The organism is uncultured Victivallis sp., from assembly GCA_944389935.1.
In the GTDB taxonomy this organism is placed as follows: Bacteria; Verrucomicrobiota; Lentisphaeria; order Victivallales; family Victivallaceae; genus Victivallis.
Genome location: CALXOE010000001.1, coordinates 95,886 through 112,165, shown reverse-complemented (window position 1 = coordinate 112,165; position 16,280 = coordinate 95,886). Strand labels below are relative to the sequence as shown.

Genomic DNA, 16,280 nt, shown 5'->3' with positions numbered 1-16,280 from the left:
CCCGGAGTCCCCGGGGCTCTTGCGATGATTGGTTTGACGCCGCATTTTACGGCAGGCGGTTGCCGGCGGAACGGTAGATTTCATACCACTCTTCGCGGGAGAGCTCCACATCGGCGCCTCGGCAGTAATTGGCGACGCGCTCGGGACGGGTCGTCCCGATGATGGTCTGAATCCGGGCCGGATGGCGCGCAATCCATGCGACGGCGGCCGCTTCGCGGGAGATGCCGTATCGCTCCCCGATTCTGCCGAGCGTCCGGTTCAGTTCCGTGTAGCGCTCGTCCACCAGAAAGTTCCCCTCGAAAAAGCCGAACAGAAACGGCGACCAGGTCTGGATCGTGATCTCCCGGAGCCGGCAATACTCGAGTACGCTGCCGTCGAACATCGTTCCGGCCGGAGTGTTGATGTTCACATTGAGTCCGCAGTCGACGAGCGAAGTGTGCGCCGGGCCGAACTGAAGCTGATTGACGATCAATTTCTGAGAGACGAATTTCTGGAGCAGTTCCATCTGCGCCGGATTTTCGTTGCTCACACCGAAAAAACGGACTTTGCCCGAAGCGTGCAGGGTTTCAAATGCCTGCGCGACCTCCTCCGGCTCCATCAGCGTATCGGGGCGATGAAGAAGAAGCAGATCGAGATGATCGGTCTGCAGTCGTTTCAAACTGCCGTCCACCGAGGAGAGGATATGCTCTTTCGAGAAATCGAAAAATCCTTTCCGGATGCCGCATTTGCTCTGGATCAGGATCTTCCCGCGCAGTCCGGGATGTTTGGCGAGCAGTTTCCCGAACCGGGTTTCGCAGTTGCCGCCGCCGTAGATATCGGCGTGGTCGAAAAAGTTGATTCCTGTTTCGAGCGCCGTGAAAATCAATTTTTCGAGTTTGTCATCGGCAAGCTCCGCAATTCGCATGCATCCGAGGGCGATGGCGGAAACGGTCAGCCCGCTTTTTCCGAGATCGATCGTTTTCACTAGAGTTTCTCCTGCTGCAGGGTGGAGGAATCCACCGGATCTGTTTTCTGTCATTTGGATTACTATACTCCCCCGTCCGGCGATTGCAAGTGGCAGGATCGAATTCCCCCCTTTCCCGGGGAGGGATCGGTTGAAGCTGAGCCGCTGCCGGAGTATATTATACGGAAAAAGAGAGGGAGAGTATGAGTCCGGAGTCCCGTTTTGATTTTGTGAAACTGCCGAAAACCGATCTGCATGTCCACCTCGAGGGTACGCTCGAGCCGGAGATGCTGTTCCGCCTCGCCGGGCGCAATCACATTACGCTGCCGTGGAAGAGTCCCGCGATGCTGCGGGAAGCCTGCCGCTTCCGGGATCTGGCCGGATTTCTCGCGATCTACTACAAAGGGTGCGAAGTTCTGGTGACGGAACAGGATTTTTACGATCTTGCGCGCGCCTATCTGGAACGGGCGGCCGCCGACGGTGTCGTGCACACGGAATTTTACTTCAATCCGCAGCTTTTCTGCCGGGAGTCGACGCCGCTGGCGGCGATCATGCGCGCGATTTTCTGTGCGATGGATGAGATGCACGACCGGATTTCGTCATTCTACATGGGGACCGTCATGCGAACCCGTCCCGTGGAGGAGGCGCTGCGCGCGCTCGACGAACTCGCCCCCTGGTATGACCGGATCGCCGCATTCGGCATGGGCGGCGCGGAGAACGGCAATCCGCCGTCGCGTTTTCAGCGCTATTTCGACGCCTGCCGTGAACGGGGATTCCGCATTTGTGTTCACGCCGGGGAGGAGGGGCCTGCCGCATACGTGCGCGAAGCGGTCGCGCTCGGAATCGACCGGATCGATCACGGAAACGCGGCGATTCACGACCCGGAGCTTGTGCAGCTTCTGGCGGCGAAGAGGATTCCCCTGACAATGTGTCCGATTTCAAACCTCCGGCTCAACGTCGTGAACGAGCTGGCCGGACATCCCCTGAAACAGATGCTCTCCCGGGGCGTGTGTGTGACGATCAACTCCGATGACCCGGCCTATTTCCTCGGATACGCCAGTGACAACTGGGACGCCGTTCATCGCGCGCTCGATTTGAGCGGCGCGGAATTGCGGCAGCTCGCGTTGAACGGTGTCGAGGCGTCGTTTCTGCCCGATGCGCGGAAAGCCGTTCTGCGGGAGAAGATCAACCGCGTGCTGCCGTCGGCGTAGCCGTTCCGGAATCGCGTTCGGCGGAAGTTTTTGCGACTTTTCGTGAAAAATCCGGTCGAAAGAGCTTGACGAAGAGGGGAATCTGTGATATTTTAAGTTTTCTGTACCGGTCGGATTCCGGGCCCCAATTTCATATTGCAGGCTTGACACCCGGATTCCGCGTAATTGAAAACGTTCCGGCATGGTTGTTGCCGGGCACAACGAAAGGGATTGGTTATGCCAACCGCAAGTCGAGCGAAACACAAATTCTGTCGTCGCGTGGGACAGTGCATCTGGGGAGATGCGACCTGCCCGAGCGTGAAGCGTCCGTATGCGGCCGGTCCGCACGGCAAGGGCCGCCGGGTGAAACTCTCCACCTACGGCGAACTGCTCATGGAGAAGCAGAAACTCAAGAACTATTACGCGATCAGCGAGAAGCAGCTCCAGATCGCTTACGCCAAGGCGAAGGCCGGTATGGGCCAGGCGCATGAAAAGCTGTTCCGCAGCCTTGAGCAGCGTCTCGACGCGATGGTCTACCGCGCGGGATTTGCGCCGACCATTTTCGCGGCGAAGCAGTTCGTGAACCACGGCCACATCCTCGTCGACGGCAAGCGGGTCGACCGCTCCAGCTATCAGCTCAAGGAGGGGCAGACCATCTCCATCGACGCGGCCAAGTCCCCCGCGATCGCCGAGATCGCGAAGAAAGGCAACGCGACGATTCCGCCGTACATGGAGGTCGATCTCGAGAACCTCAAGGCGACTCTGACCCGCGCGCCGCAGCTGGAAGAGATTCCGGTCAGCGTGAAGATCATGAGCGTCATCGAATACTACGCCCGTTAATCGATCAGCAGAGTGTTCGGAAAAGCCGGCCCCGCGGAGGCCGGTTTTTTTGTGTCCGGTTTCCGGCGGAACGGTTTTCTTTTTCTCCGGGAATTGAAAAGAGAGCGAAACACAATTATATTATAATAATCGAATTTCGTCCGTTGCAACAACCGGGGGGCGCTGTGGCCGATACCGTTCAGAACCGTTTGATCCGGGCCCGCTGGGCGCTGGAGTTCCTGTTTGCAGAGCCGGGGAGAGACGGCTCCGGGGCGGAATTTGCCGCTGATTCCCTGCCGGAATGTCTGAATGCGCTCTTCTCGCCGGAGCAGCGCATTGCGTATGCGAACCTGATCTACCGGAAATTCGGGGAGATCCCGCTGGAATCCCGGCTGGCTTCGCTGTTGTTCGATTTTTTCATCGAGAACCGGATTCTGCCGAAAGAGCTCGAGGCGGGGGAGTGGAGCGACGGCTGCCGGTTTCTGCTCGACGCCGCGCGTGATCTGTGGAGCGGCATCGCGGCGGTGGCGCGCGAACTCGCGAAACAACCGAAAAAGGTGTTCCCCGATGCGCTCGATTACTTCGCCGCTCTACCGGTTCCGACGGGGAAAGTCGAGCAGCAGCGGGAATCTCTGGCAAAGGTGATCCTCGCGGCGGACCGTTTCCGGCAGTCCCGGATGTTCCGTTACTGGAACGGACGTTTCTTTGAGACGAAATTCGACTCGATCAAGCCGCTCGACCGCTTTTTCGGATTTCCGAGCGTGCGCGCACAGTTTCTGGACCACTTCCGCAAATTCGCGGAGGGGAAGAGCAATCTGCCGCTGCTCGTGAACAGCCTGCCCGGTCACGGCAAGACCAGCATGATTCTCTCCTACGCCTACGCGGAGCCGGAACTGGTCATCATTCTGCCGGAACCGGTGACGCTCGAGAGCGGCTGGAATGAACTGGTCGAACCGCTGGCGGCGCGGCCGGATCACCGGTTCGTGCTTTTCTTCGACGACATCGATCCGCGTGAAACGAACTGGTTTCACTTCCGCACGAACGTCGGCGGGGCGTTTTCGCTGCCGGAGAACGTCATGCCGGTGCTTTCGGCAAACTACGAGTTCCCGGCGAATATTCTCTCGCGCGGACGGCGGATCTCGTTCCCGCTTTTCGATGAGCTGCGCTGCTGCGAAATGGTGGAGGATTTTCTTGCGACGTTCGGCGTGAGACACTACCACCGCAATCTGATCTCGCAGATCGCAGCGGACTACACCGAGGAGTTCGGACAGAAAAAGTTCACGGAGCTCTCGCCGCGCAGCCTCGTCCGCTATCTCTCCGGCTACGAACATGACCGCAACAAACGGCGCACGATCGTCGAACTCGCCTCCGGGCCGATGGTCACGCGTCCGGATGCACAGCTTTTCTACGAATTCAACATCGAACTGATGCGCTCCCTCTACGGGGAGGAGCATATCAAACGGCTGCTCAAGGAGCGGCTGGACGATCTGGGTCGTGGATGATTTCCCAACCAACCAACATGAGGTTTTGAACATGAACGAATGGATTGAACGCAACATCGAATACACGCTCGTGGACGCCCCGAGCCAATTCTCCATCGACTTCGCCGGAATGAAGTTCCAGAAATCCGATCTGGAAGCGCTCCAGCCGAAATTCGAGCGCGCCGCCCGCGAAATGGCCCGCATCGAAGCCGGCGAGATCAAGAACCCCGATGAACACCGCAAAGTGACCCACTTCTCGGATCGCAAGAAGTATCCAGCGAGCGAACTTTTCGCCTCGGTCGAGGCGTTCGCCGAGGAGGTTCGCTCCGGCCGGATCAAAGGCGAAACCGGCAGAAAATTTGAGGCGGTCGTGGTTAACGGCATCGGAGGCTCGGCGCTCGGTCCGCAGTTGATGCAGTTCGCGATCAACGGCCCCTACTGGAATGAAAAAAGCGACGCGAAGCGGAACGGCTATCTGAAGATCTACTTTCTCGACAACACCGATTCGGCCGAATTCGCCGATCTCGTCGAGGTGATGGATCCGGAAGTGACGCTGCATCTCGTCATCAGCAAGTCCGGCGGCACGCAGGAGACGAAGAACAACATGATCGCGATGGAGTCGCTCTACGCCGCGAAGAAACTCTCTTTCCCGAAGCACGCCGCCGCGATCACGATGAAAGACAGTGAACTCGACCGCCATGCGCGCGGCAACAACTGGCTCGCGGTCTTCGAGATGGCCGAGTCGATCGGCGGACGTACGAGCGAAACGAGCATCGTCGGCCACGTTCCGGCAGCGCTGACCGGCGTGAAGTTCGGACGGTTCCTCGAGGGCGCCTGCCGCATGGACGAGTGGACCCGCACAGCCGATCCTCTGAAGAATCCCGCCATGATGCTCGCGGCGATGTGGTACATCGCGGGCAAGGGCAGGGGCGACCGGAATATGGTGATCGTCCCCTATTCCGACCGGCTGATCCTGCTGTCCCGCTACATGCAGCAGCTCGTGATGGAGAGCCTCGGCAAGGAGCTCGATCTCGATGGCAAGGTCGTGCATCAGGGACTTAACGTCTTCGGCAACAAGGGCGGCACGGATGCGCACGCATTCATTCAGCAGCTCAACGACGGCCGCGACGACTTCTTCGCGACTTTCATCGAGGTGCTCAAGGACGCAGAAAAGCTCCCGATCACGGAGTCGACCGACATGGGTACCTATCTGCACGGCTTCCTCGAGGGGCTCTCGGCCGCGCTGCGCGGCAAGGGTCGGCAGGTCATCACGATTCGCGTCCCGCAGGTGACTGAGTACGAACTCGGCATGCTGATCGCACTCTACGAGCGTGCGGTTGCGATCTATGCCGAGTTCATCAACATCAATGCGTTCCACCAGCCCGGCGTGCAGAACTACAAGCTCGCCGCGAAAGGGGTGCTCGCACTGCGCGAAAAACTCCATGCGAAACTCGCTGAACTCGGCGGAGTGACCGGCAGCGCGATCGAGATCGCCGAAAAGGCCGGCTGTCCGGACGAAGCGGTCGAGATCGGCGGACTGCTCGACAAGGCCGCGGTCAACTGCCCGAAAGTCTCGCGCGAATTCTGCGCGAAATCGAATCAGTGGATCTACACCGTGAAATAATCGGACAGGAAAGATCACACAGAACGCGGCGGGGAAACCACTCCGCCGCGTTTTTTCATTTTATTCGGCGCTGCGGCGGCAACGGCAGTGGACGAGATGGTCGTTGACGTAGCCGACCGCCTGCAGATGCGCGTAACAGATCGTCGTCCCGAAGAAGCGGAAGCCGCGCTGTTTCATATCTTTGCTGATCGCGTCCGAGAGCGGTGTCGAGGCGGGGAGTTCCGCCAGCGTTTTCCAGTGATTCACGACCGGTTTCCCGTTTGGCAGAAAGCGTTTCAAGTAGGCGCAGAAGCTGCCGAATTCCCGCTGCACTTCGAGGAAGCACTTCGCATTGGAGACGGCCGCCCGGATCTTTGCTCGATTGCGGATGATGCCGGGATCCTGAAGCAGCCGTTCGACATCCGCTTCCGTAAACGCCGCTACTTTCTCCGGGTCGAAGTTGGCGAATGCTTTCCGATAGTTTTCGCGGCGGCGCAGGATCGTGATCCAGCTCAGTCCCGCCTGTGCCGATTCGAGCGTCAGAAATTCAAACATCGTGCGGTCGTCGGTGACTTCGCGCCCCCACTCTTCGTCGTGATACCGTTCGTAAAGCGGGTCGCCGACGCACCAGCCGCACCGGTCCGCATCCTCTTTCCAGTTCATGATTCCGCCTCCGTCATTTCGTTCCGCCGGGAAAGATAACCCGGAAAACGTCGAAAGTCAACGTCTCTCCGTTTTTTTGCCGGAAATTTTCCGGTGAAACTGGCAATCCGCTCCGCGAACGGATATAGTAGACCGGTATTTGACATGACCAACCAATGAGGGAGTCCGCAATGAAAGAGGAACCGCAGGTTTTCAAAGGGAGCTGGATCACCACGGCGCAATTCAGCGACCTTGTCGTGCAGAATGTGTTTCACCGCCAGCTGGACCGGTCGTCGCTGCCGGAGATCGATCCCGAACTGCAGAATCGGCATATCCTGTTCCGGAGGAAGTTCACGCTCGACCGGATCGATTCCGCCGAGATCCGCATCTCCGCCGACGACTATTACAAGCTTTACGTGAACGGCGCGTTCGTCGCGCAGGGGCCGGCGGCCGGTTACTCGTTCCACTACTTTTACAATCGGATCGACATCGCCCGATTCCTGCGTCCCGGCGAAAATACGATCGCGGTCCACACTTACTATCAGGGGCTCATCAACCGGGTCTGGGTCAGCGGTGACCGGCAGCACGGGCTGCTGCTCGATCTTCTGGTCAACGGCGAGACGGTAGTCGCGTCGGACGAGAGTTTCCGCTGCCGGGTGCACTCAGGATTCTCCGCCGCAGGGACGGCGGGATATCAGACGCAGTTCATGGAGCGGTACGACGCCGCTTCCCCGGAGGTCGGCTTCGAGCAGCCGGCATTCGACGATTCGGCATGGGAGTTTGCGAAGCGGCGGAAGCATGCCGAATATCAACTCTTCCTCCAGCCGTCGAAACAGCTCGAATTCGAGGAGATCGCCCCGGTTGGAGTGACGAAAAATGCAACCGGATATCTCATCGATTTCGGCGGAATCTTCGTCGGCAGTCTGACGTTCCGCGCAGCCGGAAAGCGCGGCGACGAGATCGAAATGCGGTTCGCACAGGAGCTCAATAAGGACGGCTCCGCCCGGTACGAGCTGCGCGCGAACTGCCGCTACGTGGAGTATTTCAGACTTTCCGGCGGGAATGACACACTCAATCAGTTCGATTACAAGAGCTTCCGTTACGTGGAACTTCTGCCGCCCCCCGGCTGTGAGATCGAGCCGGATTCGCTGCGGCTTCTGGCGCGGCACTATCCGTTCACGCTGCGGGCCGCCTGCAACCGCAGTGATGAGAAATCGCTGGCGGTCTGGAAGCTGTGCGTCGATTCGCTGCACTACGGCGTACAGGAGGTGATTCAGGACTGCATGGAGCGCGAGAAAGGATACTACCTCGGGGATGGCTGTTACAGTTTGCTCGCATACTGTCTGCTCACGCGCGATTACACCCTTATGGAGAAGTTTTTCGACGACTTTTTGCGCACCTCGTTCGTGAACCGGGGACTCATGACCTGCGCGGCATGTTCGTTCATGCAGGAGATCGCCGAATATCCGCTCATCATGTTCACGCTGCTGCTGGAATACTGCTGTCTCACGGGAAATCGGGAGTACGTTCGCGAACGGTATGCCGCCTTTGTCGACATTCTCGACTTCTACCGGGAGGAGTACGCCGACGCGGACGGACTGCTGAACCATCTCGACAAGTGGTGTGTAGTCGAGTGGCCAGCGAATGTGCGCGACGGCTACGACGTCGATCTGACCGAGGGAAAACGGTGCGATACGCGGCACAATGTGATCAACGCCTACTACATCGGCGCGATCAAATCCCTGAACCGGGTGGCGGAACTGATCGGGGAAAAGCCCTGCATGGACCCCGCCCCGCTGGAAGCGGCGTTCATCAAGGCGTTTTACGATCCGGAAGAGCAGTTGTTCCGCGACAGCGACGTGTCGGCGCACATCAGCCTGCCGGGCAACGTCTACGCCGCGTTTTACGAGCTGTTTCCGGATCGGGCCGGCGTCGAAAAGACCATCGCGATGATCCGGGAGAAGCGGCTCACGCAGAGTCTCTTCTTCGAGACGTTTCCGCTGCTGGCTTTCCTGACCCGCGAGGGGGAGGAGGCGCTCGTGCACGATCTCCTGACCGATCGGGATGCCTGGCTGCGCATGATCGGCGAAGGGGCGACCCGCACGTTCGAGGGGTGGTACAGGGATTTGAAGTGGAACACTTCGCTGTTCCATCTGACCCTGACGCTCGGGGCGCTGTTCCTCACGGATTGGGATATCCGCGGCATCCTGCGGTTTCCCGCCGGGCGTTGAGTCACTCCACGCCGAGCGTCGCTCCGATTTTTCCGGCGGCGTCGAATCTGGCGGCGAACACCCGCTGCGAACTGCGCACTCCGGCAAGTTCGCACTCCTTGTCCGTTTTCGAGAATCCGACGATGGCGCCGGAGCCGTCCGCGAATGTGAGCCGGACGCCATGCGCGGTGGCGCTGTCGAGTTTCTCGACCCGGGGGATTCGGTTTTCTTCGCCGGCTCTGCCCGGCAGAAGAACCGAGATGAGATCCATCGACGTCGCGGGCGCCGGTGCGGAGGCGACGCAGTGCCACTGTTCGGGCCAGAGTTTCTCCACGTCCTTGTGGCCGCGCGCGTTGATGATCGGAATCGGGAATTTGTCGAACGAGTGGAATTTCCACGGCGAGTCGGCGAAGAATTTCACTTTCAGGAACGCCTTGTCCATCCGGATGGTGACGCTCTGATCCGCTTCATCGACCGTTCCCGGCCGGACCGCGTGCATATTGTATTCAAATACGTGCGGCTCCGGGGCGGAATTTTCGTCCCGGATCACGAAGATTCCGGGGCGGACGTGGACGATGGTCCGCAGCGAGCGGTCCAGTTCGCGATAGGCACGGGAGGCGTCGCCGACTGCGAGATCGAAATCCTTTCCGGTTGAGAACTTCGTGATCGCTCCCACCGCTTCCGGGCTGCGGAACTGCCCCTTGCCGCCGTCGAATGTGATTCCCCAGCGCGACCTGGTCTGCTGCATCCACCCGGTGTGGTGCGGTGAACCATAGAAGTCGTAATGTCCGCTCGAAATGGCCAGCGGCTCCGAATACGCTTCGAGCATGATGCAGTTCTGCGACTGGTGATGGTGGGACTGCACCCCCATCGGATTGGATTGGAAGAGCAGCCCGATGTCATTGTCGAAATTCCCCATGTCGGTTCGCATGGCGACGAACCCGATCCCCTTGAAATAACGGGCGGGCGGGAGTTTGGCAAGATCAGGTTTTCCGAGTTTGTCGTACTCCGGGAGCAGATTGTTGATCTGATTCCAGCGGCCGAGTTTGAGATCGAGCGCCGGCGCGAGGAAGTCGGGGTTGTTGAGGCAGGCGGCGAAATCACGCAGCACCATCGCCTGATAACGCGGGTTGGCGTCATCGCCGAAACAGGCCTGTTTCGAGCGCCCGGGCCAGCCGTACAACACGTAGTATGGGGTATTCTGCCAGAACGGTTTTTTCCCGGCGTCGATTCCGGTGGCGGTGCGCAGGTCGGTTACGAGCCGCAGCGCGTTGACCAGATAATAGGCCCAGTAACCGGGACCCTCGTTCCAGCCTCCGTCGCTCTCCGCCCAGCTCGGGAAATGCGCCCAGAACATCTGCAGACCGTAACGATACTCCTCCCAGAGTTCCGGATGCTCCGGGTAAAAAGCCATCGCCGCCTGCGTCATGTAGACGACAAAGCTGTGAGTGTGGCTCTCATAAGGGTTGTTGTCCATTGGCTTACGGCGCAGATACTCGTAGTTTTCCCGGATGCGCGCCAGCAGAGTTTTCTCGATCTCCGTACGTTCCTCCGGGGTGTACAGGTCGTAGGTCCAGTCATAGGCCCATGCGCCCTGTGACATGATGCTGCGGGCCGGCTCGTCGTTGTGGAAAATGGAGGTCGATCCTTTCGGGTCCCAGCTGAAGAAGTATTTCACGCGCCGTTTGGCTTCATTGCCGTAGAGCGGGTCGCCGGTCAGGAGGTAGAGCAGGGCGAAACTCTCCATTCTTGCCATATCGGGCCGGGTCGTGGAGTAGATCTTCGTGTACATCTCACTCCATTTGGGATCGTCCCGCGGCGGCAGGAACGGCGGTTCCGGCACCAGTTCGCGCCCGATGTGTTCGGCCATGGTTTTCTTCAGGTTTTCCGTCACCGCTTTGAGGTCGCCGTTCGCGGCTCTTTTCCGGAACGCCGGGAGCTGTTCGGCGGTGATGGAGAGGCGGGGATGGGTCTTCGGCAGCCGGGCGGTCATCTGTTCCCGGGTCGGAAACGGAAATTCGGGCAGGCCCGGGCGCATTTCAAAGCGCCTGGTTCTGCTCCAGACGGTTTTGTCCGGGAGTTCCACGCCGTAACGCCAGTACCAGATGCCGGGTTCGAGGACGGTTTCCGGAATCTCGGTGTGGATCTTCAGTCCGGTTCGGCGGACCGTATCGGTTGAACGGAATGAGGGATCCCGGGAGTATTCCAGGGAATAGCTGATCTTGTCCGGACTCCATCCCGTCGCGGGCAGCCAGCAGAACGGGGTCGGATTCAGTTCCGGTTTCGAGCCGTCCGCCGGCTGGTAAGGCAGATTGACGCGGAAAACCGGTTCGCGGTCGATTCCGAGACGTGCCGCTTCGGTATCTCCGGCTACGGCACTCTCCGGTTCCGTGCTCCCCGCGGAGAGACACAGCGCCGTCATCGCCGCCGCCGCAGAGAGAAAGAGTCTGTTCATCATAAAATTCCCCGCTTTTCTTCAGTACATGCGTCCAAGGTAGAAGAGCTGTGCGTTTTTGTTGCTCCAGTCGAATGTCGGCAGATAGCCGCGGTAAAACTCGACGTGTCCGTCCAGATATCCGACGTTCCGCGCTTCGCCGTGCGGATTCGGCAGCAGTTTGCCGTCAGAATTCCGGTCGTTCGGAGTCTGTACGAGCTTGTAGCGGCTCAGCTGCCAGTACCCCTCGGAGAAGAGGAATGTCTTGCTCGCGTTCCGAAAATTGGTGATTTTGCCGCACGGCTCAAAGGAACCGGCCAGATAAACTCCCGCTCCGCTGTCTGAACTGCTGTTGATGCCGTAGCTTCCGCGCACATTGCCGAGAGCATCCCACCCGTTTTCATCGTAGCTCTCCCGCGTGACCGACGGGCAGGAGAAGATTTTGGGATAGACGACTTCGCCCCCCTCCGCCCCGAGATTCTGCAGGTTTGAGAGCCCCATATACGGTCCGAGCAGATTGTACCAGCCCCAGACTTTCGACCATTTGACGCCGAATCCCGCCGGAACGATCAGATCATTCGCGTCTCCCGAATACATCTGGGCAGCCATACCGATCTGCTTGAGATTTCCGCTGCAGCTCGACTGCCGCCCTTTTTCGCGCGCCTGCTGCAGCGCCGGCAGCAGCATCGATGCCAGAATTGCGATGATTGCAATCACCACTAGGAGCTCGATCAATGTAAAGCGCCCGACTGTTTTCCGGATCTGTTTTCCCATACAAAATTCCTTTCCGTTGATTGAGTTTTCTTCCGAAATCCGATTGTGCATCTTGATACTTTTCTACGGTCCCTGATTCGCTCTCATTGAGCTGTTCCGGCCCGTTTTTTGTTTTCATCCCTTATTATACTGAAAGCGGTGTAAATGTACAATAATGAAAAATTCAGAAAAATGATACTTTTCTCATTTCTGTCAAAAAAAAGAGGATTCGTGTCAATTTTCTGACAATTTCATCATTGTAGATTCCCGGATATTTCGCTATAATAAAAGCGACAAACTCATGAAACCAAATCCGGGATGAAAGAGAGAAAATGAAACATGGTCCGACGGAAAACACCGTCACCGCTCCACGTATCTGGCGGGTCGGGACACTGACTTATACGGCGGCCGGGATTGCGATTCTGTTCGGCTGGCTGCTCTGGGGAGATTTTGCCTGGTCGCTCAAGGAGCGGGCTGCCGCGAGCGTCGCGACGCTGATGATCAAGTCGTTCAAGGTGTCGGATTTTCTCTACGGACTCATCATTCTGACGATTCCGAATATCACGAACATCATTCTGGTTCCGATCGTGAGTTACCGGTCGGGCCGGCATCGCGGGCGGTGGGGTCGCCGGATTCCGTATCTCTGGTTCACGACTCCATTTGTGACGGTCGGAATGCTCGGGATCGGGGCGGCGCCGTTTCTCGGGCGGCTCATCAGTGAGGGACTCGGGCCGGATTTCTGCAGTTACCGGACGGCGGCGCTGACGGTGTTCTGCGTATTCTGGTTCATGCTCGACTTCGGAACGACTCTTGCGAACGGTATTTTCGTCGCTCTGGTCAACGACGTGGTACCCCGGGAATTCCTCGGGAGATTCTTCGGGCTGTTCCGGGCGATGAGCCTGATTGCCGGGATTCTCTTCAATTATTATTTGTTCGGGATAGCGGAGCAGAACTTCTTCCTGATTTTCGCGGGACTGGCGGTCGTCTATGCGGCGGGGTTCGTCACCATCTGTCTCAAGGTGAAAGAGGGGGAGTATCCGGCCGTGGTAGCCGAGGAACAGACGCATCGCGGGGTGGTTGCGGCGACAAAGCGGTATTTCGTCGAATGTTTCGGGCATTCGTTCTACCGTTGGGTGATTCTCGCTTACGTGACCTGCGGGCTTGCGAACATCCCTTTCAACGCCTACGTGATTTTCTATGCCGAAAGCATCGGAGTGGATATGGATGATGTCGGAAAATATCTGGCTTACACCTATCTGATATCGTTGGCACTGAGTTATTTTCTCGGGATGCTGGCCGACCGGTTTCACCCGATCCGGACCGGGCTGGTGTCGATTTTCCTGTACGGAATCGTGTCGCTCTGCGGGATTTTCTTCATCCGGGGGCAGCTCTCCTTTGCGATCATCATGATTCTGCACGGGGTGGTGACGGGCAGTTACTTTACGCTGAGCGCCTCCTATGCGCAGAAGCTGTTTCCGCGGGAGCTGTTCGCGCAGTTCAATTCCGCAATGGCGATTATCGTCGCACTGAGCTGGGTGTTCGTCTCGACGGTTGTCGGCGGAATTCTGGATTTGAGCGGACACTGCTATGAACTTGTCTGGTATGCGGGGGCTTTGTTTTCCTTTCTCGGAATTGCATTTCTGCTGGTGGTATACAGAAAATATCAGGCTCTGGGCGGTGACGCCGGATATCAGGCGCCCGCGGTGCGGATGGAGGAATCATGAAAATCGTCACGATCGGCGCGGGCGCGCATGCGGCCCTGACGCATGGACCGGCTCTGGCGGCGATCGCCGCGCGGGAGCCGGATCTGGAACTGGCTGCCGTATGCGACATCCGGCGCGGGAGGGCGGAACAGTTTTCCCGGCAGTTCGGTTTCCGGCGGGTTTATACGGATTATGAGGAGATGCTCGACCTCGAGCAGCCGTCCGGTGTGACGCTGCTCGTGTCGGAAGCCATGACCGCCGAGATCGGCAGTGCGATTCTCCGGCGCAACATCCCGCTTCTGCTGGAAAAACCCCCGGGGAGAAATATACGTGAGCACAATCTGCTGCTGCAGGCTTACCGACTGCGGCGGACGCCTCATCTGGTCGCTTTCAACCGGCGTTACATGCCGCTGGTCACGCAGGCGCGCCGTCTCTGGCAGCAGCTGGTTCCTCCGGAGAAGCTCCAGAGTATTCGCTGCGATTTCTACCGCCACAACCGGCACGATCCGGATTTCTCAACGACGGCGATTCACGGGATCGATCTGGTCGCTTTTCTTGCGGATGCGTCGTATACGGAATCGAGAATTCAGCTGCAGCGAAACCAGGCCGGTGAATGCACGACGCTTTCGCTGTGGTGCGAGATGAGCGGGAACATCTGTACGCAGTTTCTGTTCTGCCCGCAGTCTGGCTGCAGTTTTGAGCGGATTCACATGGTTTCGGAGCATTACGCCATGACACTGGAACTGCCTGCCCTGGGGACAAGCGATATTCCCGGCAGGATCGTGCTCTACCACAAGGGTCGTCTGCTGCGCGAAATCCCGATGGCGGGCGCAGCCGGAGAGGATGAGTCGTTCCTCCTGGGTGGGTTCTATCACGAAAACCTCGCCTTTGTTGAGATGGTGAGGCGCGGGCAGTTCAATCCGGCGAACGCGGATCTGGAACGTGTTGTTTCCACCGTGCGGGTGACGGAGATGGTCAGCCGTGCGATTTTCGCCCCGGTCGCGGCGGTTCAGGTCGGGTCCTGACCGGGAGAGAGTTGTTTCCGGTACTCATGCGGCGTCATGCCGGTGGTCGCCTTGAAGATTCGCGCGAAATAGTTGTGGCGGGAGAAACCCGCCTTGCCCGCGATATCGGCGATGCTGAGCCGGGTTCGCTGCAGCAGATCTTTCGCATATTCGAGCCGGTAGTTCCGGATCAGGCGGCCGATGGAGTAGCCGGTTTCCCGGGCGAAGAGGGTGTTCAGGTAGTTGGGGTGCATCTGCAGTTCCTGAGCCAGATAGTTGACGCTGAATCCGGTCAGATTGAAGTTCATCTCCACGAGTTTGTGGATGTTTTCCACGATGGACGAACGGGAATCGCTCTGCAGTCGCGGGATTCGGCTGTCGGTATCCATAACGAGGCTGAATCCGGTCAGCCAGAGTTTGAAGAAGCTGCTGGTGGCATCGAAGAGCGAGCCGGTATTTCTCTCGTCCGGGCCGGAGAGCTTGAATTCACGCCGGCTTTCGTTGTAGTAGTTTTCAGCCTGACGGTGGAGGCGCTGGAATCCAGAGGCTTCGAGGTCGGTCAAAGATTTGATGATGAAGTCGCGCGTATCGCTGCCGTCGCTGAGGGTTTGCAGCGGAAAGAGCCCGTAGTTTCCCTCCGCGTCCCGGAAACGCCAGATGCAGGAGGTGTGTTCCACTCCGGTTTCCGCGTTCGGAATGAACAAGTGCGGCACGTTCGGGTTGATGAATACCAGATCCCTCTGCTTGAGGAAGATCGGCTGCGAACTTGTCGTCCCTGCCGACGGCCGGCTGACTTATACCGTCCGCCTGACGCCGGGATCGACGCGCGAGATTCCTCCCGGAGTCATCTCGCCCGGGACGGCCGAATCGTGGACGGCGCTGCAGGTGCTGCCGGAATACGCCGTGAAAGAGGGGAGCGGATGGGAAGTCCGGGTCCGCCCGGTCCGCAGCCGTGCTCCGGAGAGAAACTGGAAAAGCGGCGGAATCGCCGTCTGCCGCGATGAGCGGAATTATTTTCTCTTCTCTTTCTGCGAAGCACCGGGGGTGAACGGCCGCCGTTTTCTCGAGCTCAAGCAGCAAAAGGCCGGGCGCTGGGGAGCCGTTGACGGCATTGCCCCCGGTGAACACCGCGCCGAGTTCCGCTGGGAATACGGCACGGACTATCGGATGAGCATCGCTGTGTCCGCGCAGGCCGTGACGGGAATTCTCCACACGTTGGATGGAGCTGAGGTTGCGAGAGTCACAGTTCCGCGCACCGGGGAGGGGGAGGCCGTGGCTTCCGGGAATGCGGCGCTGTATGTCTCCGGACTTCAGATCTTTTTTTCCGACATGAAGCCGCTGCATTGATTTCCGGATGGATTTTCTCTCCTCTTTTTTTCCCGGTTTGCGTTGTTCGGATTTGATTTTCCGGCGCAAAGCACTATGTTGAAACATACATTTCCGGGAATCGCCCGTGGCGGGCTCCCGGGGAAGATGAGGAAGAAGAGGAGGAAACCAT

The 16,280-nt window shown here is 58.7% G+C and carries 13 protein-coding genes; 8 read left to right on the top strand and 5 right to left on the bottom strand.

Features of this window, described 5'->3' with window-relative positions:
* Positions 1-46: 46 nt before the first annotated feature.
* The gene (locus Q0J85_RS00495) at positions 47-964 is read right to left on the bottom strand and encodes an aldo/keto reductase family oxidoreductase (RefSeq protein ID WP_294477199.1); all 918 of its coding nucleotides are present in this window, start codon (positions 962-964) and stop codon (positions 47-49) included.
* A gap of 182 nt (positions 965-1,146) precedes the next feature.
* Between Q0J85_RS00495 and add the strand changes: the two genes are divergently transcribed.
* The 4 genes from add to pgi all read left to right on the top strand — a co-directional run bounded on the left by add (position 1,147) and on the right by pgi (position 6,057).
* Positions 1,147-2,154 carry an adenosine deaminase gene (add, locus tag Q0J85_RS00490; RefSeq protein WP_294477198.1) on the top strand — a complete coding sequence of 336 codons (1,008 nt, stop codon included), beginning with the start codon at positions 1,147-1,149 and terminating at the stop codon, positions 2,152-2,154.
* 216 nt (positions 2,155-2,370) lie between these two features.
* The gene (rpsD, locus tag Q0J85_RS00485; protein WP_294477197.1) at positions 2,371-2,973 is read left to right on the top strand and encodes a 30S ribosomal protein S4; all 603 of its coding nucleotides are present in this window, start codon (positions 2,371-2,373) and stop codon (positions 2,971-2,973) included.
* A 164-nt stretch (positions 2,974-3,137) separates the two neighbouring features.
* Positions 3,138-4,454 carry a hypothetical protein gene (locus Q0J85_RS00480; protein WP_294477194.1) on the top strand — a complete coding sequence of 439 codons (1,317 nt, stop codon included), beginning with the start codon at positions 3,138-3,140 and terminating at the stop codon, positions 4,452-4,454.
* A gap of 31 nt (positions 4,455-4,485) precedes the next feature.
* Positions 4,486-6,057, top strand: coding sequence for a hypothetical protein (pgi, locus tag Q0J85_RS00475; RefSeq protein ID WP_294477193.1), 1,572 nt, complete (start codon positions 4,486-4,488; stop codon positions 6,055-6,057).
* Between the two features lie 60 nt (positions 6,058-6,117).
* On the opposite strand, the gene Q0J85_RS00470 is transcribed toward pgi, so the two are convergent.
* Positions 6,118-6,699: a DNA-3-methyladenine glycosylase I gene (locus Q0J85_RS00470; RefSeq protein ID WP_294477191.1), complete on the bottom strand. Its 582-nt coding sequence runs from the start codon at positions 6,697-6,699 to the stop codon at positions 6,118-6,120.
* 170 nt (positions 6,700-6,869) lie between these two features.
* Between Q0J85_RS00470 and Q0J85_RS00465 the strand changes: the two genes are divergently transcribed.
* Positions 6,870-8,909, top strand: a complete 2,040-nt coding sequence (locus Q0J85_RS00465) for a family 78 glycoside hydrolase catalytic domain (protein WP_294477190.1) — start codon at positions 6,870-6,872, stop codon at positions 8,907-8,909.
* A gap of 1 nt (position 8,910) precedes the next feature.
* Here Q0J85_RS00465 and Q0J85_RS00460 read toward each other — a convergent pair whose 3' ends face one another.
* Positions 8,911-11,346: a DUF4962 domain-containing protein gene (locus tag Q0J85_RS00460; RefSeq protein WP_294477189.1), complete on the bottom strand. Its 2,436-nt coding sequence runs from the start codon at positions 11,344-11,346 to the stop codon at positions 8,911-8,913.
* 18 nt (positions 11,347-11,364) lie between these two features.
* On the bottom strand, positions 11,365-12,096 hold the full coding sequence (locus Q0J85_RS00455; protein WP_294477186.1) for a DUF1559 domain-containing protein: 732 nt from the start codon (positions 12,094-12,096) through the stop codon (positions 11,365-11,367).
* A gap of 311 nt (positions 12,097-12,407) precedes the next feature.
* On the opposite strand from Q0J85_RS00455, the gene Q0J85_RS00450 reads away from it, so the two are divergent.
* Together Q0J85_RS00450 and Q0J85_RS00445 are read left to right on the top strand one after the other, a co-directional pair.
* A complete protein-coding gene (locus Q0J85_RS00450; protein WP_294477185.1) occupies positions 12,408-13,799 on the top strand; it encodes an MFS transporter in 1,392 nt (463 codons plus the stop codon).
* Positions 13,796-14,803: a Gfo/Idh/MocA family oxidoreductase gene (locus tag Q0J85_RS00445; RefSeq protein WP_294477183.1), complete on the top strand. Its 1,008-nt coding sequence runs from the start codon at positions 13,796-13,798 to the stop codon at positions 14,801-14,803. The genes Q0J85_RS00450 and Q0J85_RS00445 overlap by 4 nt, the downstream gene beginning before the upstream one ends.
* Here the strand turns inward: Q0J85_RS00445 and Q0J85_RS00440 are convergent.
* Positions 14,788-15,459 carry an AraC family transcriptional regulator gene (locus Q0J85_RS00440; protein WP_294477181.1) on the bottom strand — a complete coding sequence of 224 codons (672 nt, stop codon included), beginning with the start codon at positions 15,457-15,459 and terminating at the stop codon, positions 14,788-14,790. The two genes, Q0J85_RS00445 and Q0J85_RS00440, sit on opposite strands and share 16 nt — an antisense overlap.
* On the opposite strand from Q0J85_RS00440, the gene Q0J85_RS00435 reads away from it, so the two are divergent.
* Positions 15,440-16,129, top strand: coding sequence for a hypothetical protein (locus Q0J85_RS00435; protein WP_294477179.1), 690 nt, complete (start codon positions 15,440-15,442; stop codon positions 16,127-16,129). The two genes, Q0J85_RS00440 and Q0J85_RS00435, sit on opposite strands and share 20 nt — an antisense overlap.
* The last annotated feature ends 151 nt before the right edge of the window (positions 16,130-16,280 follow it).

Excerpts from the sequence above, each read along its gene's own strand:
- add (WP_294477198.1), top strand. The coding sequence starts at position 1,147 with ATGAGTCCGGAGTCCCGTTTTGATTTTGTGAAACTGCCGAAAACCGAT.
- rpsD (WP_294477197.1), top strand. The coding sequence starts at position 2,371 with ATGCCAACCGCAAGTCGAGCGAAACACAAATTCTGTCGTCGCGTGGGA.
- pgi (WP_294477193.1), top strand. The coding sequence starts at position 4,486 with ATGAACGAATGGATTGAACGCAACATCGAATACACGCTCGTGGACGCC.
- Q0J85_RS00470 (WP_294477191.1), bottom strand. The coding sequence starts at position 6,699 with ATGAACTGGAAAGAGGATGCGGACCGGTGCGGCTGGTGCGTCGGCGAC.
- Q0J85_RS00465 (WP_294477190.1), top strand. The coding sequence starts at position 6,870 with ATGAAAGAGGAACCGCAGGTTTTCAAAGGGAGCTGGATCACCACGGCG.
- Q0J85_RS00460 (WP_294477189.1), bottom strand. The coding sequence starts at position 11,346 with ATGATGAACAGACTCTTTCTCTCTGCGGCGGCGGCGATGACGGCGCTG.
- Q0J85_RS00455 (WP_294477186.1), bottom strand. The coding sequence starts at position 12,096 with ATGGGAAAACAGATCCGGAAAACAGTCGGGCGCTTTACATTGATCGAG.
- Q0J85_RS00450 (WP_294477185.1), top strand. The coding sequence starts at position 12,408 with ATGAAACATGGTCCGACGGAAAACACCGTCACCGCTCCACGTATCTGG.
- Q0J85_RS00445 (WP_294477183.1), top strand. The coding sequence starts at position 13,796 with ATGAAAATCGTCACGATCGGCGCGGGCGCGCATGCGGCCCTGACGCAT.
- Q0J85_RS00435 (WP_294477179.1), top strand. The coding sequence starts at position 15,440 with ATGCAGGAGGTGTGTTCCACTCCGGTTTCCGCGTTCGGAATGAACAAG.